The organism is Alcaligenes faecalis (assembly GCF_002443155.1).
GTDB lineage: Bacteria > Pseudomonadota > Gammaproteobacteria > Burkholderiales > Burkholderiaceae_B > Alcaligenes > Alcaligenes faecalis.
The window spans coordinates 3,597,076-3,622,539 of the sequence record NZ_CP023667.1 but is presented as its reverse complement, the minus strand read 5'-3'; the positions used below and the strand labels follow the sequence as shown (position 1 = coordinate 3,622,539).

Here is a 25,464-nt window from a genome sequence, read left to right as displayed (position 1 = left end):
TACTAACCAGGAGATGAACATGATCAAAGAAATTATCCGGTCCGACAAAGTGACTCCCCCTCGTGCCCCTTTGTCGCCTGCTGTGCGATCCAATGGCTTTGTGTTTGTGTCGGGCCAGCCAGGCTTTTTTGACGATCGCCAGATTGCTGAAAACGACTTCGACGCCCAGATGCATCAGGTCATGGCCAATGTGAAAGCCCTGCTGGAAGAGGCCGGTTCCAGCCTGGACCATATCGTCAAAGCCAATGTGATTCTGAAGAACGCTGGTGACTTTGCTCGCATGAACGAGATCTATCGCACTTACTTCAAGGACGGCGAATACCCGGCCCGCACCACGATTGCTGCGGATATGGGGAACCCCTTGTTCCTGCTGGAAATTGAGTGCATCGCTGCCGTCGCGGAATGATGAAATGAAAAAAGGCCGACATGAAGTCGGCCTTTTTTATTCAGAACGCTCCTTGAGCGGAACGTCGCAAGGTAATCAACCCTGCACCAGCCAAAACCGCAAAGATCGCGCCAGCGGCAAAGGTGCCTTGAAAGCCTAAGGTATCCCAGAGCACACCAGCGATGACGCTGGCCAGCAGCAGGGCGACGCCGGTCAGCAAATGGAACATGCCAAAGGCAGTGCCACGCAGTTCGGCGGGGGCGTTGCCGGCAATCAGGACGTTGAACAGACCTTGAGTAAAGCCCATGTGCAGGCCCCACAGGGCAACCCCCAGGCCCAGGCCAAGCAGACCAGGAACGAAGGCCAGCACCAGATCGGCTGCAATGAGAAGAGCTACGCCGATCAAGAGCAGATCGGTCTTGCGCATGCGATCCGACAGCACACCTGCAGGATAGGCAGATAAAGAAAAGGCCACGCCCATGACGACCAGGACCGCAGGAGCCCACATGGGCGGCAAACCGCTGGCTTCACCACGCAGGATCAGGAAGGCTTCGCTGAAACGGGCCAGGGTAAAGGCCAGACCGATAGCGACAACCCACCAGTAGCGGGAACCCAAGCGGCCGAGGTCTTCCCGATTCAGAGGCAATTTGCGGGGGCGGGTGTTGGCGGGCAGTTTGGGCTCGCGCACAAAGAACACCAGGATGGCGATGGCTATAAAAGCGGGCAGCACGGCGATCCAGAAGATCAGCTGGTAGTTGTTGGCGGTCCACCACATCAGGCCGATAGCCAGCAAGGGGCCAACAAAAGCACCAATGGTATCCAGAGTCTGACGCAAGCCGTAGGCGGCACCTCGCATTTCCGGCGGGGTCACATCTGCGACCAAGGCATCGCGTGGCGCACCGCGTATGCCTTTGCCGATACGGTCTACAAAGCGGGCACCAACCAGCCAGTCCAGCGAGTTCGCCAGCGGGAAAATGGGTTTGGTCAGGGCTGCCAGGCCATAGCCAATGACTGCCAGCAGTTTGCGCTTTCCAAAACGATCGCTGACCGCTCCGGAAAACACTTTCATGATGGAGGCGGTGGCTTCGGCAATACCTTCGATAAAGCCGACGGCCAGTACCGATGTACCCAGGACGGTAACCATGTAAATGGGCAGCAGGGCGTGGATCAGCTCCGAAGAAATATCCATGAACATGGACACAAAACCCAGCGCCCAGACGCTGCGGTGAATCTTGGCTCGAGGCACGTCGGCAGCCGGTGTGAACGCCGGATTAGCGGTTTTCTTCATGAGCGTCGTAGACCATTTGAGCGTACTCATCCAGCCGTGCCTTGCAGTCTTGCAGGCGCTCTTGAGCGACCTGTGCCAGGGGGGCGCCATAAAAATCCAGCTTCTGGATTTTCTCGTACCAGTTTTCCAGCTTTTTCAGGTCGGTTTCTTCTTCGTCCAGCTCGGCGTAGGTGAATTTCTGAATCGAAATTTCCTTGGCGATTTCCACTTCAAAGTCTTTGCAGCGCCCCAGCAGCTCCTGGTATTGCTCATTGCGGTCGTCCGTAAAACGGGCGATGACTTTGTCCTCTTGTGCCTTGTCCAGAGCAATGGTCTTCAGCAAGACGCATTCACCTCCCATGGTGGTGATGTCGTTTTCCAGCACCTTCAGACGGCGCACATGCTCGTCGGTTTTGGGCAGGACGCATACCCCATTTTGCAGATACACCGCACCCAGCGCTTTCAGGCGCCGCCATAAGGCCAGCCGTTTTGCACTGGGTTCAGGGGGGACTTTATAGGTCAATAACAGCCAGCTCATTGAAGTCATGATCTTGATTTTAAAGTAACGACCGTTTCATATTAATTGAACTGAATGAATCTGAAAAGAAGCAGTGAGGTATGAGCGCTGGAGCAGGGATTTGCCTGCTGTTGTCTGAACAGAGCCCGGATTCTGTATCCAAGTGTTTGGTCTTGTATCTCTGCTTGAACAAGAACGCGGCTCTTTATCTTGGGGAAAACCAGTAAAAAATTTCGTGCCAAGCTCGCATGCCGTGTGAGGTTGAATAGTTTTCAGATGGCCTGATTTTTGGCTTTCTGGCCTTGAAATGCGGGTCTATTTGCTACTGGTAACTGCGGTTTTGCGCTTTCCAAGCCAAGGAGCAATGGCTACCATGACAACACCTATCCACTTTGTTCAGTTTCTTGCACGACCGGTCTCGACCACAAGCAGCGTGCGGACTTCAAGCCCAGGTTTAGGTAAAGCGCTTGTCCCAAGGACAAGCTCTTGTTGGTTATGGAGTCAGTGTGTTCGTTTCCGGTTGTTGCGCGATACAGCGCCGCACTTTCGCGGTGGGAATCAATACGGAGGAATGCAATGAAAAAGCAGAAAGCTGTCAAACCAAACCAAGGTCCAATCGATGTTGCCGCTATCCGCGCGGCTGCCAAGAAGTTTGTGGACGATGGGGCGGTGGCATCCGGCTACAAGGGCAACCGTGAAGAAATCATTCAGATGCTCAATGAGGCCCTGGCCACCGAGCTGGTCTGTGTGATGCGCTACAAGCGCCACTACTTCACCGCTACCGGCTTGAACAACGAGCCTATCAAAGCCGAGTTTCTGGAACATGCCCAGCAGGAAGCCGAGCATGCGGACCGCATTGCCGAACGTATTGTGCAACTGAACGGCGAGCCGGATTTCAACCCCCAGAACCTGGTCCAGCGCAGTCATGCGGAGTATGACGATAGCGGCGATATCAAATCCATGATTCGCGCCAACCTGATTGCCGAACGTATTGCCATCGAGTCCTATCGCCAGATGATCGAGCGTATTGGTGATACCGACCCGACCACCCGCCAGATGCTGATTGAAATCATGGCAGTGGAAGAAGAGCATGCCGACGATATGGGCGATCTGCTGGATATCTAAGTTATTTGCACAGACGCTCACCAAAACCCCGGTATTTTCCGGGGTTTTTTTCTGCCTGAATCCTGAAAAGGAGTACAGTAGCGGCTTTCCTACCTATCGGTAGGTAGTTTTAAGTATCGGCGCCATATACGGGGGTGTGAGCGTGTTTGAACTTCTGTTTTTTCGCAGTGTAGAGGGTGCAACATGAGCGGGCTGTCGCGTAGCAGGGGCTTGGCCTGGCCTTTGATCTTGTTGCTGGCCTTGTTGACGGCCCTGGATGCCATGGCCATCGATATGTATTTGCCGGGCATGCCTGCCATTGCGCAGGAGCTAGGCGTTTCTGCGGGGCGTATTCAACAAACCCTGTCCGTGTTTCTGGCTGGCCTGGCGTTGGGGCAGGGTATTTATGGTCCCTTGTTGGACCGCTTCGGGCGTCGAGTCCCCTTGCTGCTGGGTGTGGTGATTTTTGTGGTGGGCTCGGTTTTTGGTGCTTTGGCCACATCGGTTGAAGCCTTGTTGGCAGCACGTTTTATCCAGGCGTTAGGCGCCGCAGCGGGCTTGGTCACACCGCGTGCCATTGTGGCGGACTTGTGCGATGTAAAAGAGTCGGCAAGCATCTTTTCCCTGCTGATGCAGGTGATGATGATTGCACCGATTGTGGCCCCTATCCTGGGCGCGTATCTGTTGAGCCATGCGGATTGGCGGGCCATATTCTGGATGCTGGCCTTTTTAGGAACGTTGGGTTTGTTGTGGGGGCTGAAGGCCATCCCGGACTCCCTGCCGGTGACACAGCGTGTGCCTTTGAATCCTGGCCATATTGTGCGCGCCTATGGGCGGGAGCTGCGCAACAAGGCCTTCATGGCTTATACCGGTTCCGGCGGTTTTGCTTTGGCTGCCTTGTTTGTCTATATCAGCGGCTCGGCCTTTGTGTTCACACAGCATTTTTCCTTGTCGCCTGCCGTGTTCAGCTATGTGTTCGCTGGTAACTCGGTGGCACTGGTGCTGGGTGGGGTCGTCAGCAATTACTTGTTGAAGGCCGGGATGCCTACCTCTCGGGTACTGGCCTTGGGGCTGATTGTTCATACGGCTTCAGCTTTGCTCTTGTATGGGGCGGTGCAAGCAGACGTGGCGGGCCTGATCCTGTATGCCGCCTTGATCGCCATTTCGGTCGGCTCCTTAGGGATGGTGTTTGGCAACGTAACGGCCTTGACCATGGATGTGGCTGGCCCGCAGGCTGGGACGGCTGCCGCCTTGATGGGCATGTTCCATTACCTGATTTCGGCGGTGGTGGGCTATATCGTCAGCCTGGCTGTGCCCGGGCCGCAGGTCTTGCCGGTGGCCATTGGCGGCTGCGGACTGCTGTCGATCCTGCTGTATGTCCTGGCTGGTCGTTGCCACACGGTGACAAGATCGGTCAGTGAACTGGGAGCTGTAAAATAGGCAGTTGCTGCGGGCCGCGATGGCGGCCTTGATACTTGGCCTTTGACTGAGAGCTTGTTGGACTGTGAGCAAAACCACTACTGAAAAACTGCAGGATGCCGCGTTGGCGCGCTTTGCCGTTCAGGGCTTTGATGCCACCACCATGAACGAGATTGCCGCTGATGTAGGCATTAAAAAGCCCTCGGTCTATGCCCATTTTCGCAACAAGGACGAGCTGTTCCTGAGCCTGATTCCAAAGATTGTGGAAGATGAGTTGAACCATGCCCGTCAGGTTCTGCAAGGAGGCGAAGGGGGCAAGCAGCAGTTGCGGGCCTATCTGGAAGGAATACAGGAGCGTTTCGAGCAATCGCATCAAGTACGTTTCTGGATTCGCACCTTGTTTGCGCCGCCTGTGCATTTGTACGATGTGGTGATGGAACCCATGCATGTGTTCATGGCGGATCTGGAAGGCATCATTCATCGGGCCCTGGCACAGTCTGCCCTGGCCAGGCCGGAAACAGGCTTGAGTGTAGATACCTTGGCCATGACTTACATGGCCTTGATCGACAGCCTGCAAAGCGAGCTGTTATTTGGTGGTGCGCGCAAGTACCAGCGGCGTCTGGAATCGGTTTGGCTAGTCTTTGAGGCGGCATTGAGAACGGACCGCCCTGCTTGATCAGACCTTCTCGCCGTTTTGCGCGTCCTGATAGGCTTTGGCCGCATTGTGCACGTGCTGGGTGGCCAACAGGTTGGCCAGATCGCCATTACCGGCCACAACCGCATTGAGGATCTGGGAGTGATCTTCCCAGTTCTGGCGGATGCGCTGCAAATTGCTGGGTGCAAATAACAAGGCGGTGCGATCTCGCAGAGAGCGCATCAGCTCGGTCAGCACGATATTGCCCGACATGGTGGCCAGGGTTTCATGAAACTGGCGGTTCAGGGATTTGAGCAAATCCAGATTGCCGGCATCCATGGCTTCATGGCCCTGGCTCAAAATGGTCTGCAGCTTTTCGATATTGGCCGGGTCCCGGCGCTGGGCGGCCAGTTTTGCATTCAAGCCTTCCAGCGTGGCACGCACTTCAGCCATGTTGTAGGCAATCTCTGCGGACAGGACGGCCACAGAGGCGCCACGTCGTGGTTCGATAGTGACCAGCCCTTCGGAGGCCAGTTCGCGCAGGGCCTCTCGTACAGGAATACGCGACACACCCAGCTCGCTCGCCAATTTTCCTTCCACCAGACGGTCGCCTGGATGGAATTCACCACTCAGGATACGTTCACGTAACTGGTCGCGTATCACCGCAAACAGTGACGCGTGCTGATCGCCCAAGCGACGGTTATCTGTATCGCCAAGGGAATGGGGGAGGTGGAAACTGGGGATATTCATGGTGCGACCTGTGCAATCGGGCAGAAGGGCCAGACACGATTATACGGTGTGAACGCACTTTTCTGAATATGGTATACAGTTTGCGGCCTAAGCATTATTGCCACAGCGTGCGGGTAATCAAGACCACGGCACTTAGAGAGCAAATACCCAATAGCAGTCTACGCATCAGTGGCAGGCTGACTTTATGACGTAGTTGCCCCGATAACGTGAAGCCCAGCAGCATGAAGGGGTAGAGCACGATGCTGAGCATTGCCTGTTGCAAGGAGAACAGGCCCGCCACAATAAGCAGGACCAAGGACATGCTTGCGCCCAAAAACAAAATAAGACCCAATGAAGCCCGTAGCTGTGCAGGAGCCAGATTTTGCATGGCAATGGCCAGAGCGGGAGCGCCTACCGAGGTCAAGGTTCCCATGATGCCCGAGGCAATGCCCGCCAGGATCATGTTTCGTTTGGAGGCCAGGATGCGCAAGCCCCAGGCACTCAGTGCGACTGCCACCAGAATGGCAAGGGCAAAACCCAGGTTGACTGCTTCTATGGGGAGTTGCGTCATGGCCAATATGGCAATGATCGATCCGGTGGCGCGGCCACCCAGTGCACAGACAACGACATCGGGCACGATATGTTGGCGCTCTCGCAAGGCGGCCAGCAGAGAGACACTGCCACCCAAGGCCAGTAGGGGGCCTGGAACCAACTGCGGAAATACCAAGGCGGCAATTGGCGCGACCAGCATCGCAAACCCAACTCCACCAACGCCTTGCAAAAAGGCAGCCAACACAACCAGCAAGGCCATGAGCAGCCAGGAGAGCGGGTCCACCAGATCAATCAAAGCCGCCATAGTTTCCTCTTTATTTGTATAAGGTATTCAATCTAAGTGTTTCAAACATGGAATTCTTAGAGTTTTCCCCAGTTTTTGATAGTTTTTTCTGATTTCGATCATTGATTGAAGATAGTATACCGTTTCAGGAATGCTAAATATTCAGAAAAAAGAGAAGGAAAGGGGGATACATGCAAAGCGACGTGGTGCTCAGTGCGGCGCACTGGGCTTATTTGATCAGCGTTCTGGTCATCATCGTTACGATGATTTTTCGGGCCAACGTGGTGGTGCCATCCGTGATTGGTACTTTGGCGGTTGTCACTGCCATGACGGGCAGTCCGATTCAGGGCTTTATCAGTATTTTTTCTGCCAGCTTTGTGGCCGCTCAGGAACTGTTCAATATTTTCCTGGTGATCACGTTCATGACTGCCTTGCTGAACTCGTTAAAGCGCTTGGAGGCCGATGTGAAGATGGTGGCCCCTTTCCGCAAGGTCATGGTCAATAGTGGCTCGTCCTTTTTGATGATTGCAGCGGCTACCTACTTTATTTCGCTGTTCTTCTGGCCGACACCTGCTGTGCCTCTGGTGTCGGCCATTTTGCTGCCGGCGGCTATTGCTGCTGGCTTGCCGCCCTTGGTCGGTGCGATGGCTATCGCCATCTGTGGGCAGGGCATGGCGCTATCGTCGGACTACATTATTGGAGTTGCTCCGGGCATCAGCGCCAAGGCGGCAGGTGTCGGTGCCGATGTGGCCGTGCTGGCTGATCGTGCTCTGGTGCTCTCCTGGATTACAGGTGGTGTTGCGCTGACGTTGGCATTTCTGCTGATGCGCCGCCATTTCAAACCGGCCGATAGTCGTTTGCTGGATGCCTGGATGCGCCAGGCACCCGATAGCACCCTGGATGAAATGGAATCTCAAGGGACCTATGACAAGGCGGAGATTGCCCGTGGCACGGCAGGGAATGAACATACGGTGCATTCCGGTTTGAGTGCCAAGGAAGAGCGCTACTCACGCATTCTGGCCTGGATTACGCCACTGGCGTTCCTGGCGGTGATTGGCATTATGCTGCTGCCCCGCTTTATCCCGTCCTTGCCAGTCCTGCGTGGTGGAGATGCCGCCGGTTTGGTTGGGGGTGTGGCCTTTGTGCTGATGATGATTGCCACCTGTATGGCAGAAGGTCCGCGCCGCATGCTGGACACCTGCCCGGACCATATGACCGATGGCTTTGTATTTGCGTTTCGAGCCATGGGCTCGGTGTTGCCCATCGCTGGTTTCTTCTTTCTGGGTGCCAGTGAAGCAACGTCTGCCATTTTGGGCACCCCACTGGAACAAACGCCCAGTCTGCTGTTCGAGCTGATCTCGGCGGGTCAGCATCTGATCCCGGACAATCATTTTCTGGTGGCTTTTGGTGTTCTGTTGGTGGGCATGATCTCGGGCATTGATGGCTCGGGCTTCTCGGGCCTGCCATTGACAGGAACCCTGGCCTCGGCCTTGAGCCCGGTGTCCGGGCTGGAGGTGGAAACTCTGGCTGCGGTAGGACAGATCGGTGCTATCTGGACTGGCGGTGGCACTTTGATTGCCTGGTCTTCATTGATTGCCGTGGCGGGCTTTGCCCGAGTGCATGTGCTGGATCTGGTGCGAGCCCTGACGGTTCCTGTGCTGGCGGGGATGGCGCTGTCGACAATTTGTGCCGTGCTGATATTCGGATGAGCGATATGGGTACGACAGCCTATCGCGCAGGTGAAAAACAGGGTTTGGGGACTCATTGGGCCGTTGCTGCCGGGCACCCCTTGGCGGTGAGGGCCGCGCAGGCCATGCTGGAACTCAAGGGTAGTGCAGTGGATGCGGCTATTGCTGCCGATGCCGTCATGGGTGTCGTTGAGCCTATGGCGACAGGCATTGGTGGCGATCTGCTGGCCATGATTGCACCGCCCGACAGTATGCCAGTGGCTTACAACGGCAGCGGCGCGGCCCCCCTGTTGTTGAATGCTGAGCATGTTCAGGCTTTGCCTGGGGGACGGATTCCGGAGCGTCATGTGTTGTCCATTACCACGCCTGGTCTGGTGCGAGGGTGGTGGGATATGCACCAGCGCTACGGCCGCCTGGATTGGGCGCACTTGTTTCAGCCTGCCATTCAGGCAGCGCGGGAAGGTTTTGCGGTCGCGCCGGTGGCGGCGCGTGAATGGCAAATCTTCGACTTTGTGCTGCATCGCGATCCCGTGTGTGCCGCCCTTTATAGGGCGGGCAAGCCGCCCAAAGCAGGGGAGCAGTACCGGAATCCGGAGCTGGCGGCTGTCTTGGAGGAGATAGCCGCGCAAGGGCCAGATGCCTTTTATCTGGGTCGCCCCGCGCAGCATGCTGAACAGGCAATGGAGCAGATGCAGGGATTGTTGAGGGCTGAGGACTTTCGCCGTCATAAAGGGTTTTTCTGTGAACCTGTCAGCGCATCGTTGGGTGAGTTCAGCCTTTATGAATGCCCTCCCAACACGCATGGGGTGGCGGTTCTGGAGGCCGTACAACGTGCCTGGAAACGCCCCGTTGATCAAGATGCGGCGGAGCTGGAGCTGGTCAAGGCGACGGAAGCCGCAATGGCTCAGGCTTCACGAGTCGTGTGTGATCCGGCCGGGAATACGGTCTGCACTGTTGTGGTCGATGCGGACGGGCTGGCCGTTACGTTCATGTCCAGCATCTTCAAACGGTTTGGGTCAGGCTATGCCGTGCCCGGCTGTGGGTTTGTGCTGCAAAACCGGGGGTTCGGTTTCTCCGAGCCAGGGCATGTGAATGGCCCGGGGCCGGGCAAACGGCCCTATCACACGGTGGTCCCGTCTTTGGCCTTGAAGTCCGGCCAGTTCCATATGGGACTGGGCGTGGTGGGCGGCTTGATGCAACCCCAAGGGCAGATACAGATATGGACCCGTGTTTTGCGCGATGGCTGGCCTTTGGATAAAGCGATGTTTGAACCGCGCTGGCGTCTGGAAGGGGCCGGGCGTCTGGCCCTGGAGGATGGTTTTGATGCGAACCGTACAGCCTTTTTGCGTGAGCACGGGTATGTGCCGCCTGATAAAGGCGTAGGCGAACTGGCTGGCCGCAGCGACTTTGGCGGGGCTCAGGCGGTTGAGCGCTTGGCAGACGGCCGTTTGCAGGCTGTTTCTGACCCTCGTAAGGATGGTTGCGTGGCGCTGGCCTGATAAACGGGCAGGGTTATTCCCTACTTTCTAAAATAGTAGACGGTATACAATATACTTAAATAGTCCAAACCTCATCTTTCGTCGGCTGCTGTCAGGGCGACGTCTTTCAACAAGGAAACAGTCATGGAAAAACTGCTGAATCGCGATGAATTTCGCACCGCACTGGAAACCGCCATTAAAGGGAAAAGTGCCAATACTTCCCCTTTCAGTATTGCCTGGGCCAGCGGCAAGCTAAGCCGTGAACATCTGGCTCGCTGGGCTGAAAACCACTATCACTATGTCGGCCCTTTTGCCGATTACCTGGGTTATCTGTATGCCCGCACTCCCGCTGAATACGTGGAGGCCAAAGACTTCTTGCTGGCCAATATGTATGAAGAGGAAATTGGCGGTGACCGCCACACAGATCTGCTGATCCGCTTTGGCGAAGCGTGCGGCACGACACGGGCACGTATTGAAGACCCCGACAACATGAATGCCACCACTCGCGCCTTGCAGGCCTGGTGTTACGCCATTGCCATGCGCGAAGATCCGGTCGTTGCGGTGGCGGGGCTGGTTGTGGGTCTGGAGTCCCAAGTGCCCTCTATCTACCGCAAGCAGACCCCAACCTTGCGCGAAAAATACGGCTTCACGGACGAAGAAGTGGAGTTTTTCGACCTGCACATTGTGTCGGACGAAATCCACGGCGAGCGTGGTTACCAGATCGTGCTTGAGCATGCGAACACGGTAGAACTGCAGCAGCGTTGTTTGCGTATCTGCGAAATTGGTGCCGAGATGCGTCTACTGTATACCACTTCTCTGTACAACGATTACGTCAAAGACGAGATCAGCCTGCAAGAACTGCAGCTGGAAGCAGCCTGAGCCAGAAAGCCGAGCGGGCAGATGGGCTGCCCGCCGACCTAGAAACAAGGAAGTACAGCGGTGGACAATCTCAAGGACGTCGTTTTCGACAATTACATTGATGGGCAGTGGCTGCCCAGCCAGAGCGGGCGCACGACGCCTAATCTGAATCCGGCCGATCGGGACGATGTGGTGGGAGCTTTCCCTCAGTCCACGGCTGAGGACGCGCAGGCCGCTGTTGCTGCTGCTCAGGCCGCCTTTGCGGGATGGCGAGCAACGCCTATCTCTACTCGGGCCCGTGTGCTGAATGCAGCAGCAGCCTGGCTTGATGCCAATGTGGACCGTATCGCTCAGGGTCTGACGCGGGAAGAGGGCAAAACGCTGGCGCAGAGCAAGATGGAAGTTGGGCGCTCGGCCCAGACCCTGCGTTTTTATGCGGTTGAAGGCCAGACCTATACCGGCGAGACATTCCCTCAGGACGATGCACAGCAACTGGTCTATACCCAGCGTGAACCTTTGGGTGTGGTATCCGTGATTGCGCCCTGGAATTTCCCCATCTCCATCCCGGCACGCAAAATTGCCCCCGCCTTGATTACCGGCAATACCGTTGTTTTCAAGCCGTCGTCTGACACGCCCTTGACCGGCTACTACCTGTGCGAAGCCTTTGCACAAGCAGGGGTCCCGGCGGGTGTGCTGAACCTGGTGCATGGCAGGGCCAGTGAAGTGGGGCCCACGCTGGTGCAATCCCCTCAGATACGCGCCATTTCGTTTACTGGCTCGACCCAGGCGGGTGAAAACATTTGTCGTCAGGCACGCATGAGCACTCGGACCCAAATGGAGCTGGGCGGCAAAAACCCCTTGATTGTCATGGAAGACGCCGACCTGGAACTGGCCGTCAAACTGGTGGTTCAAGGCGGATTTTCCTTGAGCGGTCAGGCCTGCACGGGAACCAGCCGTGTGCTGGTGCATCGTCAGGTCAAAGAAGAATTCACGCGGCGCCTGGTAGAGAAAGTCAGCGCCTTGACTGTGGGTAACGGCTTGAATGGCAACCCCGATCTGGGTCCCATTGCCACCGAAAGCCAACTGGAAAGCATTCTGGAATATGTGGCCATCGGCAAGCAGGAAGCCACCCATTTACTGGGCGGCGAACGCTTGACTGACGGTGACTACGCACGCGGCCTGTTCATGCGCCCGGCTTTGTTTACGGACGTGACCCAGCAGATGCGTATTGCCCGCGAAGAGATTTTTGGCCCGGTGATTGCCTTGCTGGAAATTGATTCCTACGAGCAGGCACTGGCCATGGCCAATGACACCGAATACGGCTTGTCTGCCGCCATTGTGACGCGCAGTGCCGAATATGCGCATCGCTTTGCCAATGACATTGAGGCCGGGACGGTCAAGATCAATCGCACGACAACCGGCAACTTGATCAATGCTCCTTTTGGTGGACTGAAACAGTCCAGCACTTCCACCTTCCGCGAGTCGGGTCGGGCGGGCCTGGAGTTCTATACCCAGCTCAAGACCGTGTATCGCGGTATCTGAATTTTATTAATCCGAAATACTGAGAAGACTTATGAAAAAAATCCTACGTCTCGAACAGCGCGAAGCGCGCTTGATGGTGGACGCGGCGATTGCCAAATCCAAAGAGATTGGCGTGCTGGAGACCGTTTGCGTGGTTGACGAAGGGGGTTACCCCATCGTCATGGAGCGCATGGATGGGGCTCGTATTACCGGCGCCCAGATTGCCTGGAACAAGGCGTTTACCGCTGCCGGCCACAAGCGCTCCACCCATTTGTTCACCACACCGCCCAATGGTCCCGCCTTGCCGGGTAACGAGGCCTTCGGGATTCAGTTGAGTTTTGAAGGGCGTTTTGCGGCCTTTGTGGGCGGCTATCCCATTGTGGTCAATGGCGAGGTCATTGGTGGCATAGGCCTGAGTGGCGGTAACGGCGAGCAGGACACGGCAGCTGGTGTGGCCGGCTTGCAGGCCTTGGCCGAGGCCTTGAAGGCAGAGGGTCTGGACGTGCTGGTTCAGGCGGACATCAAGAAATAGTGGCATCAGGAGGACGGGTCATGGCCCATCGTGTCGACATCAAGGAAACCGGCGAGCAGTTCTGGGTAGAACCGCAAGAGACCATCTTGCAGGCCGCCCAGCGCCAAGGCGTGCGCATTTATAGCGACTGTGAGTTTGGCGGTTGCGGTACCTGCCGTATTCAGGTCACTCGCGGGAAGGTTTGTTATGAGGATGACTGCCTGCCCATGAGCATTGCTGATGAAGAACACGAGCAGGGTCATGCCGCCGCCTGCCAGGCTCGACTGGATGCCGATATTGAAATCAGTCTGGCCGCTCATCGTGACGAGTTGCCTGAAGTGCAACAAGTCAGGGCACAGGTTCATAGCGTGGAGCGGGCGTGCCAGGGCATCTGGCGCTTGAGCTTGCAGCTGCCCCAGGACGTGCAAGTGCAGTTTCGTCCTGGTCAGTATCTGAACATCCTGTTCGAGGACGGGCGTGCACGCAGTTTTTCCATGGCCAATGCCGATGCCGCACAGGGGCGCATTGAATTGCATGTGCGGGAAGTGGAAGGCGGCCGTTTCACCCAGGCATGTCTGCCGGCGCTGAAAGCCGGAGACGAGCTGCTGCTGGAGCTGCCCTTGGGCGTGTTCTATTGGCGCGAGCGAGACTGGAGGCCCATGGTCATGGTGGCTACTGGTACGGGTATTGCACCGATCAAGGCGATTCTGGAGTCCTTGCTGGACAAGGACGATTGCCCGCCTGTCAGCCTGTATTGGGGGATGAACCGACCCGAGGATTTGTATCTGGCCCAGGAAATCGAATCTTGGGCAGACCGCTTGTGCGAGTTCCGTTTCGTCCCTGTGCTCTCTCATGCTGACGAGAGTTGGCAAGGCGCGCGCGGCTATGTGCAGCAACAGGTGTGTCGGGATGAACCTGACCTGTCAGAGCATGCCATTTACTTGTGCGGCTCGCCCGTGATGATTGAGCAGGCCCGTGGTCTGTTCAAGGAGCATGGCGCCAATGAGCAGTTCATGTATGCCGATGCCTTCAACTTTCAGTCCGATACCAGCTCGGCAGAGCCTTCTCTTGCCTAGGCGCTGTGCGGGAGCTGATCCTGGGCCGCTTCAGGGTCGCGCTTCTTTCGGCTGCCAAACAGTTCGGTGAGCGAGGGCAGATTGATGAGTGGAATACGACGGCGCAGATGCTTGCGCTGAGCCAAATGAGGCAGCAACTGCTCGCCGACAGGACGCTGCAAATAGCGAAGTTCGACGGGGGTTTTCATAGCAATCTCGTTTAGGGTTTGAATTGAATTAAGTATACCGCAATAGGGGTTTCTACTCAAATTGACAGAAAATTGTGTCTAAAGCCAAGAAAATCTGTTGCGGGGAAAGCGCATTTTTCGACTTGGTATACCGTTCTTGGTTTTTCAGGCGGTCAGGGCTCGCAATCCGGTCGCATCATTGGCAGCAAGCAGGAGGTCTTATGCCAACCATTACTTTTCATAAAAACGGCCAGACTCATGTGGGCGAGGTGCAGGAGAACACGAATTTGGTGGTCAGGGCGGGCATCAAGCAATTCCCCTTTCCTCATTTGACCTACGGTTGCGGCATGGGCAAGTGCGCCAAGTGTGCGTGTCGTGTGCTGGAGGGGGCCGAGCATCTGCCTGCGGCCAACTGGAAAGAGAAAAAGCAGTTGGGCGAGCGACTGGATCAGGGCTGGCGGCTGGCGTGCCAGCTGTGGATTAACCAGGACATCGTTCTGGAGCAGGCAGAAACACAGGAGGTGCAGTGATGTATGTGGTGCTGACGAGCAAGCCGGGGGAATACCGCACGGAGCCGGGAGTGGGCGTGGAAATGGTGGCAGCGTATGAATACCATTTTCAGGGTCGTTTCAAAGCGGTGTTTGCCATTGCACGCATTCAGGATGGGTCGCGCGTTCGCATTGTGGAAGAGACGCCAAATGGCACGATCAATGACATTCCTACCCGGCAAATGGAAAAGTTTGCGACAGCCGAGCAGGCTTATGAAGAGCTGGCGGGATTGACACAGTTTGGCAGCATACAGGCCGAGTTGCGTCAGTGTGGGGTCGTCGGTCACAAGGCTGGGGTCCAGGCCCCGGTACAGCAGCAATCCTGAGGTAGCAGAATATGGTTCAGATTACATTTGCGTCGAATAATGATTTGGTGGTGTCTGCCGCCGAGAACAGTAACTTGCTGCGGGTTTCCATCCGCGAGCGCGGTGGCATCCCGTTCAAGTGCGGGGGCGGGATCTGCGGCACCTGCAAGTGCCGAATTACGGAAGGGCTGAGCAATACGGATGAGGTTAAGGCCAAGGAACACAAGCATTTGTCCGAGCAGGATCTGGCAGAGGGTTTTCGTATGGCGTGCCAGACCTTTGTTCGTGGTGACGTTACGGTGAGCTGGTAAAAGGAGCGGCCATGCTGCATTTGACCGATCAGCAACTACACGAGCTGCTTGATGCGCCTGCCGTACAAGAGGTGCTGGAGCAGGCTTTCATCGAGTTTGGACAGGGCCAGGCGGCCCAGCAGCGTCGTGTGCGCACGCAGGTGGGCGATACCCGCTTGTCGACCTTGGGCGCGGTCATCCCAGGCCAGCAAGTGGCGGGTGCCAAGATTTATACGACCGTGCATGGCGCATTCAATTTTGTCATTGTGCTGTTTGATGCACTGAGCGGACAAGCTTTGGCCACCTTGGATGCTGGCGCGATCACGCAGTGGCGTACTGCAGCCTGCTCGGTTCTGGCAGCACAGCGTGGCGCCAATCCCCATTCGCAAACCTTGGGAGTGCTGGGTCTGGGTGCCCAGGGGATGGCGCATGCCCTGCAGTTTTGCCAGACCTTTGATTTGCAGCGTGTGCTGGTGTGGAGCCCGAATGTCGATGAGAAGCGCTGCCACCAGCTGGAGCTGGAGTGTGGTGTGCCTGTGCGAGCCGCCCGAGCGGAAGAGATCGCCGCACAGGCGGATATTCTGGTCACGGCCAGCCGCAGTCGCGATCCCCTGTTTGATGGACGCAGCCTGAAGCCAGGCTGCTTTGTCGCCGCCGTTGGCTCCAGTTTGCCAACAGCGCGGGAATTGGATGATGCCTGCCTGCAGCGGGCAGGCAAGATTGTGGTGGAGTGGGGTGAGCAGACTCTCGCGGAGGCGGGGGACCTGATTCTGGCTGCGTCCAATTGCGGCGTTTCGGACAAGTTGTGCGAGTTAAGCGATTGGTTGCAATTAGACCGGGGACAAGGCTACGACGCACAGGGAATTTGCGTGTATAAATCAGTGGGTGTGGCGATTGAAGATATTGCCGTCGCTGGATTGGCGTATCGCCGTCATCAGCTTGGCAAGACAGCGCAGGAGGCGCTTGCCGCACACTGAAAAACGACAATAATTCAAGCATGTTGGGGGTAGGCAATGGCGATGGCAGGCTTTTCTTCTATAGGCGAACTCAAGCAGGCACTGACCCGGGACTACAACCGCATTAACAGCAGTATTTTTGCCTCAGGTGTGGTGACGCTAAAGATTGATGTGCTCGAGGACCGGATCAGCATGCTGGCCGTTCACAAACGACAGCCTGCCCTGCAGACGCTGAGCCGTGAAAATGCGCATATCGCTGACTTGGCAGATCTGTATCTGATCAAGGCGTTCAAAAAAGAGATGAAGCAGGTTTTGGTGGAAGAGTATGGCCTGGACGTCGTGGCCATCTTCAAGGATTACGACGCGACGGCGCAGTTGTCTTCCACCATGGTGTTGTTGCACAAAGGAGTGTGAATGCAGTGACATTGGTGAGAGCCGATGTCCTGAATTCCAAATCGATAAAAAGAAGCTGACTGGTAGACAGTCTTGTTGTCCTTCCGTCCGGAGTGGATTGCCTTGTGGGCAGTGTGCTCTGGAACCGAGTCCAGACCCTGACCGGTCCGCTTGGGGAAGTTGCCGACAGGAAGTGCTCGCATACCGCCGGCCTCGGGCCCTGGGAACTCCCAGGGCCCGAGGCCGGCTTTTTATTTGGAGACAAAATCATGGCCTATGTAGCCGATTTGCTGGATGCATTGAACGTAATTACGGGGGGACGCATGGTGTCCTGTATGGATGAGGTCAAATGCGGCCATCATCCCTTCGTGATCTGGAAGTCCTCTGGAATTTACGGCAAGGAAGTACTGGAGATCCCGGGACTGATTCATGGGGATCCCAACAAGGAAGTGCGCAAGGTGGCGGTGTGCATGACCATGTCCGAACTGAGCATTGAGCTGGCAGGTGCCACCGGGGTGGATGCCATTGTTGCGCATCATCCGATCGCCGATGCCGCCAGTTGCGGGGGCGTGACCCTGAAGGATTATCTGGACTTGTATGGCGTCGCTGCGCTGGAGTGCCACGAAGCGTTTCATGGTTTGCATCCGGGTATTGCGTATCTGCATGGCCACAAAGTGGGCAAAAGCGATATCGCTTATGGAGGCATTCATGGCAATGTGATGTTCGTGGGCGAGCCCCTGGAAGGGGTGAACACCTTGGGCGACATGCTGGATCGGCTTGACGGTTTCATGGGCTTGGATCTGGAGGATCAGGTCTTGCAGGCTGAACGCCGTATCAAGGGCAATGAAAACATTCTGGAGACCAGTACTCTGACGCGGGGAGCCATTCGGCTGGGCGAGCGTAGTAGTCGAGTCGGTCGTATTTTGCACATTTTTCCGCATACCGGCTTCAGCCCCGACCATCTGCGTCAGGCGGTGGCCGAGAACCCGGGCGTTGACACGGTGCTGGCTTCCATCAGCCGGGTCTACGACGGCCATGCGCTTATCGAATGCGCGCGTGAACTAGGCCTGAATTTCCTGGTGGGCAACAGTCATGTACTGGAAATTCTGGAAAATGGGTTGCCCTTGGCGTATGCCCTGAGCGCTTTGCTCGATGGTGTCGAGGTGGTGATGTTCCGCGACCGGGTGACATCGACACCTGTGCATCAAGTGGGTGGGGCCCGCTTGCGTGAATACGCTCAGCATTTTTCGACAGCCCATTTGATGGGCAAGAATGTGTTGAGCTTCCAGTAAGTCCAGCTTCCTGAACGGAGAGAGACATGGATAACAAAACAATAGAAATCGATAAGGTAGTGCATTCACCGCCTGCGGGCCGCCGTCCCTTGGAACGTATCGAGGTGGTGGGCCTGAGTTTGCTGGCCGTGGCCATGCTGACGCTGTTTTTCTTTCCCGCTACCTTGTCGGGCGCGTTTGATACGGTGCTCAACAAGGTCAAGCCCGTGGTAGTGGATGTATTTTTGACCGGGCAGGTTGGGGTGGCTGTCATTATCAGCGTCATCATTGGACGCCTGCTGGAGCGTTTGGGTTTTACTGACGCCATGATGCGGGTCTTTATGCCAGCGATGCGGGCCATTGGAATCAATCCGGCCGTCATCATTCCCAGCGTGTACAACATTTTTGGTGATATCAACGCGGCTGGCCGCATTTCAGGCCCCTTGCTGCGCCAGGCAGGAGCCACCAAGGATGAGCAGAAAATTGCGGTGGCCACGATGGTGCAGTCACAGCAATCGTTCTCGACCTTCATGCTGGGCATGATGGCCTTGACCTTTGCCGGGGTGAATGTCTTTGCCGTGGTACTGATTGCGATCTTTGGCCCCTTGTTGTTGTCGCCCTTATTGCTGTCACGGCTGGTCTACCGCAATGTCCGCTCGGTGGATTTGCTGGCAGCGCCTCGTTTCACACCGAATATTGATTTCGCACCCATGCTGTTCAAGGCTGCCCGCGAAGGGGTGGAATTGTTGCTGCTGATCCTGATTCCAGCCGTGGCTTTGGTGTTCTGTGTCATTGGCTTGCTTGAACACATGGGTATTTGGGCACCTGTCAGCGATGTGCTTGAGCGCGGTTTGCTGGCCTTGAATATTCACCCTGAAACAGGCGTGTTGGCGATGCTGGTCAGCCCCACTTTGGCAATGGGCAAGTTGCAGGCGATGGCGTCAACACTGGACCCCTCTTTGGTGGTGGGCTCCTTCGTACTGGCTTCTTCAGGACTGCCGTTGTCCGCGGTATTTGGGCAGATCCCGGTGGTCTGGGCCGAGTGCTCGGATCTGAATGAAAAAGAAGTCATGCTGGCGGCCGTTCTGGGCATCGTCATGCGCTTGTTGACGGCTGTGATCCTGGCCGTATTTTTGACGCCTTTGATTATTTGATGTCCTGTTTGCAGTCCCCCCTTTTCAGGAGCGCTAAAGCTGGCGCTCTTTTTTTATTTTGTCTGTTTTACGCAGGGCAGCTCACTGCCATCGAACTGCCATAAAACTGTAACAGGGCTGAAAGAACACTTGTTTAACCTGAGCCTGTCGTGGTTTTTTTAAGGCAGGGCACTTAGGTGACTCTGGTTCTTTAAGTTGATGCCTTCTTCTGTCCGGCAGCGTGCGCTGCGGCCCATTGCGCTTATTGATGCTTTGCTTTTGTGCCCGGTGTTGCGCCGTGCTGCAAAGCAGGATGCCGGATGTGGCTTGGTGATGTATTGGCCTGAATGCCTTATGGGGGACGGAGCATGAACCAGACCCTGGTGACGGTGTTAAGTGGCTATGGAAGTAAAGCGCCAGCCGCCATTCTCGTGCAGGCATGCGGCTTGCGATTGCTGCTGGATGCCGGCGGGCCTTTGTATCCTGGGCAGGTGTGCGACTGGTATGAAGGCCTGGAGGTAGATGCCATTCTGGTGACGCACGATCACCAGGATCATATTGGTTCCTTGTCCAAGCTGCCTGAACACATACCTATTTATGCCACGGCCTCGACGGCACGCAGTTTGCCTGCGGGGCGGATCTGGCGTGAACTGCCAACCCGAGGCACGACCTACATTGGCGATATTGCCGTGCGTACCGGCTTGTCTGGCCATGCTTTGGGTGGTGTCTGGCTGCATCTGGATGTGGGCGGCGGGCTGTTTTATAGCGGCGACTTTTCCTGCGAGTCCTTGCTGTTCCCCTTTGATTTGCCACCCCCTGCCTATCTGGCTTTGCTGGATGCGTCTTACGGTTTGTACGACCAGTCCCATCATGTGGCCTGGAGCATTCTGGAGTCCCTGCTGGAGTCTCATCCGGCCTTGCTGCCTGTGCCACCCTCAGGCCGGGCGATAGAGATTGCCTTGTGGCGTCAGCAACAGGGTTTTGAGGACTGGAGCATGGATGCGTCCTGCTACGAAAACCTGACCCGCATGATCAGCCAAAGCAGCGATCTGTTGTTGCCAGGTGTGCAGCAATCCTTGCGAGAACTGATGCCGCGTGCGGCTACGTTTGATCCGCAAGCGCACCTGCTTCTGGCCGGTGAGCCGGACGGTTGCCAGGGCAAGGCGGGGGAGTTGATTCGGGAGCATCAGGCGCGGGCGGCAGACCCCAATGCCGACTCTAGCGAGCGCTTGCTGATTCACACCGGCTATGTAGCTCCACATGCACCGCGTGGCACGCATACCTTGTGCTGGAATGTGCATCCGCGTTTGACGGATTTGCGCTGGTTGGTCGACATGGTGCAGCCGCGATATTGCATGCCTTTGTTCACGCAAATGCATGATTTGCCGACCTGGCGCAATGTGATGGGTGCGGCCCTGAGCCTGGAAGGTCACTGGGAGTTGCCAGCGACCTCCGTAGGCGTGGTTTAGGCGGTGTAGCGCTCCAGCAAGGCCTCGCGTCGTGCTGGGCTGAGTTTCAAGGCGTTCTGAAAGAAGTTGTCCAGATTGCCGTGTGTCTCATCAATGGTCTTGAAAGCGGTTTCCAGAAATTCGGGCTGAACGCCCCAGAGAATATCCAGCACTTCCTCGCTGATGCCACGGTTATCGGGCAGATCGGGGCGGCGGAAGAACTGATTGGTCAGCAGATAGTCGTGCATGACATCATCAGGGTGGACCCCGGCGGCGCGGTGCAGCAAGGCGACGGCAAAGCCGGTGCGATCCTTCCCCGCCGTGCAGTGCATGACGACAGGGGTATCGGTTTCCAGCAACTGGTCAAAGACCCGTCCAAACGTAGCGGCATGTCCAGTCACGAATTCCGTGTAGGTCTTGTTCATGGTGCCGTAGGCAGCTTTGACGTCCACTTCGCCCTTGGCAAGCATGTCCAGAAAATCAGGCAATACGGTGGGTTCGACGGTCAGCGCATGACTGGTCAGAAAACTGTACTGGTAGGGAGAGCGTTTGCGTTCATGTGCACCCCGGAAATCCAGTGAGCAGGCAATGCCCAACTCCTGCAGGGTGTCCAGATCATGGCTGCTTAAATCCGCCAAATGGTCCGAGCGGTAGACGCGGCCTTTACGAAAGGAGCCGGAGTCTGTGGCATAGCCGCCAATATCACGGAAGTTGCTGGCCCCTTCTAAAGGGCAGGATAGGGAACTGGGCAGCGACGATACGGACACGACGGACTCCTGTTGAAACGGTGAAAGTCCCATGTTAACGGTCTTGGACGGGATCTGCATATGACAATGCGGTGACAGGAGGGGAGTGCGGGCGGACCAAAAGCAAAATGAATGCAAGTGCACGGTTCTGTATCGTCAGAAAGCCATGTATATTCGTTGCTGGCAAGGCCCAGGCAGACAAGCAGGTACACCGCGTTCACGTTCTTGAACCTTCGGTTTACTGGAACTGTGAACAGACTTCATGGTGACGCTGGAGTTTGACCGCCTGCACCGACTAGACAAGAACAGGTGCCGCGCCGAGCCAAGGGGGGACAAGACTGATGACGCATTCACGCATCGCTCGCGTGCTCATGTGCTGCAAAAAGATCCCCAGGATATTGGCTAAAGTAGGCCCAAGGTATAAGGTCAATGGTTATCTGAATAGACCGTCGACCAGACCGGGCGGCCCACAACCGTAATTTTTCAAGGAACAAGCATGTTTGAGCATTTGCAGGCCTATGGTGGCGATCCGATTTTCCGTTTGAACGAGGCATTTCACGCCGATCCACGTGATCGCAAGGTCAACCTGACCATTGGTTTGTATTACGACGACCAAGGCCGTCTGCCATTGCTGGATGTGGCTCGCCGGGCTGAAGAACAATGGGCGGCCAAGGGCCAGCCCCGTGGCTACCTGCCTATCGAGGGTTTGGCTTCGTACCGCAGCGCCGTGCAAAAACTGGTTTTTGGTGCCGACAGCAAAGTGCTCCAAGAAGGTCGTGTTGCGACCATTCAGACACTGGGTGGTTCGGGTGCCTTGAAAGTGGGTGGCGACTTCCTGCACGAAGCCTACCCCAATAGCGAAATGTGGATCAGCGATCCAGCCTGGGATAACCACCACTCCATTTTCCGTGGATCGGGTATTCCTACCCACACTTACCGTTACTACGATCCAGCCACTCGCGGTCTGGATTTCACCGGCCTGATGGAAGACATCTCCGTCCTGCCCGAGCACAGCATTGTCTTGCTGCACCCCTGCTGTCATAACCCCACCGGGGCTGATCTGAGCGACGAGCAATGGCTGCAACTGATTCCTGTGCTGCAACAGCGCAAGCTGATTCCTTTCCTGGACATGGCTTACCAGGGGTTTGGTCGTAGCCTGGATGAAGATGCCTTCGCCGTGCGCGCCATGGTCGATGCTGGCCTGACTTTCCTGCTGGCCAACTCTTTCTCCAAGAACTTCTCCTACTACTCCGAGCGCTGCGGCGGCTTGTCGGTGGTGTGCCAGAGCGCGGACGAAGCTGACCGCGTTCTGGGTCAGCTCAAAGCTGTGGTGCGTCGCATCTACTCCAACCCGCCATCGCACGGTGGTCAGGCCATTGCCACCATCTTGTCCGATGAGTCCTTGCTGGCCGAGTGGACGGCAGACGTGGAAACCATGCGTCAGCGTATCGCCGCCATGCGTCAGCGTGTGCACGATCGTCTGAAAGAACTGGCTCCTCAATACGACAGCAGCTACTTCGTCAAACAGCAAGGCATGTTCTGCTACACCGGCCTGACCAAAGAGCAGATCCAGAAACTGCGTGACGATTTTGGCGTGTACGTGCTGGAGTCGGGCCGCATCAGCGTGCCAGGCCTGAACCAGTCCAACGTGGATTACTTCGCGGAGTCGCTGGCTGCTGTGGTGGCCTAAGACACTGACGTCTTTCCAGCAGGATTAAAGAGCGTGTTTATGGCCCCTTTGGGGGCGGTAAACACGCTTTTTTGTTGATGCTGGAAATGCGTCCACAACTGCGTGGATCGGGAGGTAGAAAGCGCTTATGCGTACTTGTCTGATCCAGGCGCTCGACTTGTTTTGCTCACCTGGCTGGGTGTTTGAGCCTGAACTGAAAAGTGGAACGGTGTAGAGCTAAGCCATCGAACAACCCTGCGCTTATATAGCTGAAGCACTCAATGGTTTAGTGCTTAGCCACGGCCAGGCGAGCAAGGTCTATCGGCAATCCAGCCGTGTTTCGTCGTGCTGCGACATTGCTCAGGCTAATGCTTGCAGCAGCAGTTCCTGATTGATCTGCTCCTGCTGCCGCGCCCGGTTCAATAAGTAGCGATGAAAATCCTGGCTATGAGGCGACTCAAACGCACCCGCCCGTCGGGTCAGTACGTACGGCCAGGGCAGGGGCAGGGAATGGGAAAAAGGCAGGATCAACTGCCCGCTGCGCACTTCCTTTTCTATCATCGAGCATTGCGCCAATACAAAACCCTGACCGGCCTCCGCAGACTCCAGCGCCATATGCGACAGGGAAAACACGCGGAAGCGATCCAGGGGCGTATCGCCTATGTCTATATCCAAAGACTCAAACCAGTCGCGCCAGGATGGCGGCGAGGTAAAGCGTGGCTGCCAGTCCGAGGACAGCAAGGGATAGCTCAATAGATCACGGGGATGCCGCAAAGCGGCTTGCCCCTGGAGCAGGGCCGGGCTGCAAGCGGGTACGACACGGTCGGTATAAAGCTCGGTAAAGCTGCGGGGGCGGGCGGCGGCCTGACCGTAGGTAATCCGAAAGTCGATTTGCTCGGCTTCCAGATCCGGCTCGGCATGGCTGCCTTTCAGGTGCAGTGTCAGCTCTGGGTCGTACTGCTCCTGCCATTGAAACGCCAGCGGGGCCATCCAGGTTTTAAGCATGGACGGCAAAGCGCTGATGGACAGCAGGCTGGTGTTGCGCGAACGCTCCATTTCTTGCTGGCCGTCGCGCAACAGCTCAAACGCCTGGGTACAGATTTCATGAAAGCGCACCCCCGCCGCTGTCAGCCGCAAGCGTTTGCCTTCTTTGTAGGTCAGGCTACAGCCCAACGTGTCTTCCAGCAGGCGCAATTGCTGGCTGATGGCACCGGGAGTAATTTTCAAGCGACGGGCCGCTTCTTGCAGGCTTTGGCTATGGCCCAGCGTCTCAAAGACTTGCAGCGCGCGTAAGGGAGGCAAGGTATCCATGATGATCAGACCCCGTCCAGAAAAGTAATTTAACTTTAGAAATTCTAAACGATATGGATAGTAGGCTGAATTTGATTGCGACTATCATGACAAACAAGAGAGCATGAAATGGACTCGTTCAGCCATCATGCACCGCATTTAGAGTTGGGGGTAAATCATGTTTGTACGCAATGCCTGGTATGTAGGCGCATTGGCTACGCAGCTCGGTCGCAGCTTGCAGCCCGTGCGTATGCTTGGCGAGAACCTGGTGCTGTATCGCCGTGAGGACGGCCAGCCAGTCGCCCTGGAAGATTCCTGTCCGCACCGTCGCCTGCCTTTGTCCAAAGGCCGTTTGATTGGCGATCAGGTGGAATGTGGCTACCACGGGCTGACATTTGATTGCAGCGGCTCCTGTACCAAGGCGCCCGGTGTGGCGCAAATCCCTAAAAGCGCGGTAGTGCGCAGCTACCCCTGTACGGAGCGTTTTGGTCTGGTCTGGATCTGGATGGGTGATCCTGAATTAGCTGATCCGTCCAAACTGGTCGACATTCCCGAGTGGGACAATCCCGAGTGGGGTGTGAACCGTGGCGACGCCATGGAGCTGGACTGCAATTACCTGTACGTCACGGACAATTTGCTGGACCCTTCGCACGTGTCCTGGGTACACCAAAGCTCGTTTGGTAGCCCCGACATCATCGGCCTGCCCTTGACGGTGAAGGTTGAGGACAATGGCGTGACGGTCTCGCGCTGGTCCAAAAATGTGGAAGTTGCGCCGTTTTACAAGCAGTTTGTGAAATTTGAAGGCAATTGCGACCGCAAACAGCAGTACGAAGTGCGCTTCCCGTCGCTGGCCGTGATCAAGGCCATCTTTCTGCCCGCCGGTGCGGCTACCGAGGAGCCCAGCGAGTACCACCAGGACGTTTTCCTGATGGACTCCTATAACTTCCTGACGCCTATCGACGAGGAACACACCCGCTACTTCTGGTTCCAGCTGCGCAACTTCAGCCCGGATGACGAGGCTATCTCCAAGATTTTCAACGAAGACGTGCGCCACGCTTTCCTGGAAGACAAAGTGGTTCTGGAAGAAGTGCATAAGGCCCTGAAAGAGCGTCCTGCCGCTTTGGATTTGCCCTTGGACTCCGGCCCCTTGCGCTTCCGTCGCAAGATCAGCCAGATGATCCAGGCCGAGCAAGCCGTCGCCAGCGAGACGGCAACGGCTTGAGCGT

The 25,464-nt window shown here is 56.4% G+C and carries 27 protein-coding genes; 20 read left to right on the top strand and 7 right to left on the bottom strand.

What is annotated here, in order from left to right; all coding sequences use genetic code 11:
• The first annotated feature begins 19 nt into the window (after positions 1 to 19).
• Complete coding sequence (locus CPY64_RS16860; RefSeq protein ID WP_009461960.1) at positions 20 to 406, top strand: RidA family protein; 387 nt, start codon at positions 20 to 22, stop codon at positions 404 to 406.
• Positions 407 to 446: 40 nt separating this feature from the next.
• Here the strand turns inward: CPY64_RS16860 and CPY64_RS16855 are convergent, their stop codons facing one another.
• Entirely contained in the window at positions 447 to 1,703 is a 1,257-nt protein-coding gene (locus CPY64_RS16855; protein WP_372407706.1) for an MFS transporter, read from the bottom strand.
• Positions 1,657 to 2,190: a Chromate resistance protein ChrB gene (locus CPY64_RS16850; RefSeq protein ID WP_080723763.1), complete on the bottom strand. Its 534-nt coding sequence runs from the start codon at positions 2,188 to 2,190 to the stop codon at positions 1,657 to 1,659. Before CPY64_RS16850 ends, CPY64_RS16855 begins: the two co-directional genes overlap by 47 nt.
• 555 nt (positions 2,191 to 2,745) lie before the next feature.
• Here CPY64_RS16850 and CPY64_RS16845 point away from each other — a divergent pair.
• The 3 genes from CPY64_RS16845 (at position 2,746) to CPY64_RS16835 (ending at position 5,368) form a co-directional block, all read left to right on the top strand.
• Complete coding sequence (locus tag CPY64_RS16845) at positions 2,746 to 3,294, top strand: ferritin-like domain-containing protein (RefSeq protein ID WP_042485380.1); 549 nt, start codon at positions 2,746 to 2,748, stop codon at positions 3,292 to 3,294.
• Positions 3,295 to 3,477: 183 nt separating this feature from the next.
• Positions 3,478 to 4,713, top strand: coding sequence for a multidrug effflux MFS transporter (locus tag CPY64_RS16840; protein WP_042485384.1), 1,236 nt, complete (start codon positions 3,478 to 3,480; stop codon positions 4,711 to 4,713).
• Positions 4,714 to 4,777: 64 nt separating this feature from the next.
• Positions 4,778 to 5,368: a TetR/AcrR family transcriptional regulator gene (locus CPY64_RS16835; protein ID WP_042485389.1), complete on the top strand. Its 591-nt coding sequence runs from the start codon at positions 4,778 to 4,780 to the stop codon at positions 5,366 to 5,368.
• On the opposite strand, the gene CPY64_RS16830 is transcribed toward CPY64_RS16835, so the two are convergent.
• Together CPY64_RS16830 and CPY64_RS16825 are read right to left on the bottom strand one after the other, a co-directional pair.
• Entirely contained in the window at positions 5,369 to 6,076 is a 708-nt protein-coding gene (locus tag CPY64_RS16830) for a GntR family transcriptional regulator (RefSeq protein WP_042485392.1), read from the bottom strand. It lies immediately after the preceding gene.
• A gap of 94 nt (positions 6,077 to 6,170) precedes the next feature.
• Positions 6,171 to 6,911: a sulfite exporter TauE/SafE family protein gene (locus CPY64_RS16825; RefSeq protein ID WP_042485395.1), complete on the bottom strand. Its 741-nt coding sequence runs from the start codon at positions 6,909 to 6,911 to the stop codon at positions 6,171 to 6,173.
• Positions 6,912 to 7,081: 170 nt separating this feature from the next.
• On the opposite strand from CPY64_RS16825, the gene CPY64_RS16820 reads away from it, so the two are divergent.
• The 6 genes from CPY64_RS16820 to CPY64_RS16795 all read left to right on the top strand — a co-directional run bounded on the left by CPY64_RS16820 (position 7,082) and on the right by CPY64_RS16795 (position 14,022).
• Positions 7,082 to 8,599 (top strand): hypothetical protein, encoded by a 1,518-nt coding sequence (locus tag CPY64_RS16820; RefSeq protein WP_042485397.1) that lies wholly within the window; start codon positions 7,082 to 7,084, stop codon positions 8,597 to 8,599.
• A gap of 5 nt (positions 8,600 to 8,604) precedes the next feature.
• Positions 8,605 to 10,077 carry a gamma-glutamyltransferase family protein gene (locus tag CPY64_RS16815; RefSeq protein ID WP_042486062.1) on the top strand — a complete coding sequence of 491 codons (1,473 nt, stop codon included), beginning with the start codon at positions 8,605 to 8,607 and terminating at the stop codon, positions 10,075 to 10,077.
• A gap of 123 nt (positions 10,078 to 10,200) precedes the next feature.
• A complete protein-coding gene (locus tag CPY64_RS16810) occupies positions 10,201 to 10,935 on the top strand; it encodes an iron-containing redox enzyme family protein (protein WP_022983674.1) in 735 nt (244 codons plus the stop codon).
• Positions 10,936 to 10,995: 60 nt separating this feature from the next.
• Complete coding sequence (locus CPY64_RS16805; RefSeq protein WP_042485401.1) at positions 10,996 to 12,456, top strand: aldehyde dehydrogenase family protein; 1,461 nt, start codon at positions 10,996 to 10,998, stop codon at positions 12,454 to 12,456.
• A gap of 31 nt (positions 12,457 to 12,487) precedes the next feature.
• Positions 12,488 to 12,967: a GlcG/HbpS family heme-binding protein gene (locus tag CPY64_RS16800; protein ID WP_022983673.1), complete on the top strand. Its 480-nt coding sequence runs from the start codon at positions 12,488 to 12,490 to the stop codon at positions 12,965 to 12,967.
• A gap of 20 nt (positions 12,968 to 12,987) precedes the next feature.
• Positions 12,988 to 14,022 carry a 2Fe-2S iron-sulfur cluster-binding protein gene (locus CPY64_RS16795; RefSeq protein WP_042485405.1) on the top strand — a complete coding sequence of 345 codons (1,035 nt, stop codon included), beginning with the start codon at positions 12,988 to 12,990 and terminating at the stop codon, positions 14,020 to 14,022.
• On the opposite strand, the gene CPY64_RS16790 is transcribed toward CPY64_RS16795, so the two are convergent.
• On the bottom strand, positions 14,019 to 14,210 hold the full coding sequence (locus CPY64_RS16790; RefSeq protein ID WP_042485408.1) for a hypothetical protein: 192 nt from the start codon (positions 14,208 to 14,210) through the stop codon (positions 14,019 to 14,021). The genes CPY64_RS16795 and CPY64_RS16790 overlap by 4 nt on opposite strands.
• A gap of 200 nt (positions 14,211 to 14,410) precedes the next feature.
• On the opposite strand from CPY64_RS16790, the gene CPY64_RS16785 reads away from it, so the two are divergent.
• The 8 genes from CPY64_RS16785 (at position 14,411) to CPY64_RS16750 (ending at position 20,554) form a co-directional block, all read left to right on the top strand.
• A complete protein-coding gene (locus tag CPY64_RS16785; protein ID WP_042485411.1) occupies positions 14,411 to 14,719 on the top strand; it encodes a 2Fe-2S iron-sulfur cluster-binding protein in 309 nt (102 codons plus the stop codon).
• The gene (locus CPY64_RS16780; RefSeq protein ID WP_042485414.1) at positions 14,719 to 15,063 is read left to right on the top strand and encodes a hypothetical protein; all 345 of its coding nucleotides are present in this window, start codon (positions 14,719 to 14,721) and stop codon (positions 15,061 to 15,063) included. Before CPY64_RS16785 ends, CPY64_RS16780 begins: the two co-directional genes overlap by 1 nt.
• 11 nt (positions 15,064 to 15,074) lie before the next feature.
• Positions 15,075 to 15,353, top strand: a complete 279-nt coding sequence (locus CPY64_RS16775) for a 2Fe-2S iron-sulfur cluster-binding protein (RefSeq protein ID WP_009457378.1) — start codon at positions 15,075 to 15,077, stop codon at positions 15,351 to 15,353.
• An 11-nt stretch (positions 15,354 to 15,364) separates the two neighbouring features.
• Positions 15,365 to 16,309 (top strand): ornithine cyclodeaminase family protein, encoded by a 945-nt coding sequence (locus tag CPY64_RS16770; protein WP_042485417.1) that lies wholly within the window; start codon positions 15,365 to 15,367, stop codon positions 16,307 to 16,309.
• Between the two features lie 42 nt (positions 16,310 to 16,351).
• Positions 16,352 to 16,702, top strand: a complete 351-nt coding sequence (locus tag CPY64_RS16765) for a Na-translocating system protein MpsC family protein (protein WP_042485420.1) — start codon at positions 16,352 to 16,354, stop codon at positions 16,700 to 16,702.
• A gap of 248 nt (positions 16,703 to 16,950) precedes the next feature.
• On the top strand, positions 16,951 to 17,973 hold the full coding sequence (locus tag CPY64_RS16760; protein WP_042485425.1) for a Nif3-like dinuclear metal center hexameric protein: 1,023 nt from the start codon (positions 16,951 to 16,953) through the stop codon (positions 17,971 to 17,973).
• 26 nt (positions 17,974 to 17,999) lie between these two features.
• On the top strand, positions 18,000 to 19,106 hold the full coding sequence (locus CPY64_RS16755; RefSeq protein WP_042485427.1) for a hypothetical protein: 1,107 nt from the start codon (positions 18,000 to 18,002) through the stop codon (positions 19,104 to 19,106).
• Between the two features lie 347 nt (positions 19,107 to 19,453).
• The gene (locus tag CPY64_RS16750) at positions 19,454 to 20,554 is read left to right on the top strand and encodes an MBL fold metallo-hydrolase (protein ID WP_042485431.1); all 1,101 of its coding nucleotides are present in this window, start codon (positions 19,454 to 19,456) and stop codon (positions 20,552 to 20,554) included.
• Here the strand turns inward: CPY64_RS16750 and CPY64_RS16745 are convergent.
• Positions 20,551 to 21,300, bottom strand: a complete 750-nt coding sequence (locus CPY64_RS16745; protein WP_052362950.1) for a tyrosine-protein phosphatase — start codon at positions 21,298 to 21,300, stop codon at positions 20,551 to 20,553. The genes CPY64_RS16750 and CPY64_RS16745 overlap by 4 nt on opposite strands.
• A 475-nt stretch (positions 21,301 to 21,775) precedes the next feature.
• On the opposite strand from CPY64_RS16745, the gene CPY64_RS16740 reads away from it, so the two are divergent.
• Positions 21,776 to 22,969, top strand: a complete 1,194-nt coding sequence (locus CPY64_RS16740; protein ID WP_042485435.1) for an amino acid aminotransferase — start codon at positions 21,776 to 21,778, stop codon at positions 22,967 to 22,969.
• A 339-nt stretch (positions 22,970 to 23,308) separates the two neighbouring features.
• Here the strand turns inward: CPY64_RS16740 and CPY64_RS16735 are convergent, their stop codons facing one another.
• Positions 23,309 to 24,259, bottom strand: a complete 951-nt coding sequence (locus tag CPY64_RS16735) for a LysR substrate-binding domain-containing protein (RefSeq protein WP_042485437.1) — start codon at positions 24,257 to 24,259, stop codon at positions 23,309 to 23,311.
• Between the two features lie 157 nt (positions 24,260 to 24,416).
• Here CPY64_RS16735 and CPY64_RS16730 point away from each other — a divergent pair, with 157 nt between their 5' ends.
• Positions 24,417 to 25,460: an aromatic ring-hydroxylating dioxygenase subunit alpha gene (locus CPY64_RS16730; RefSeq protein WP_042485439.1), complete on the top strand. Its 1,044-nt coding sequence runs from the start codon at positions 24,417 to 24,419 to the stop codon at positions 25,458 to 25,460.
• Positions 25,461 to 25,464: the final 4 nt, after the last annotated feature.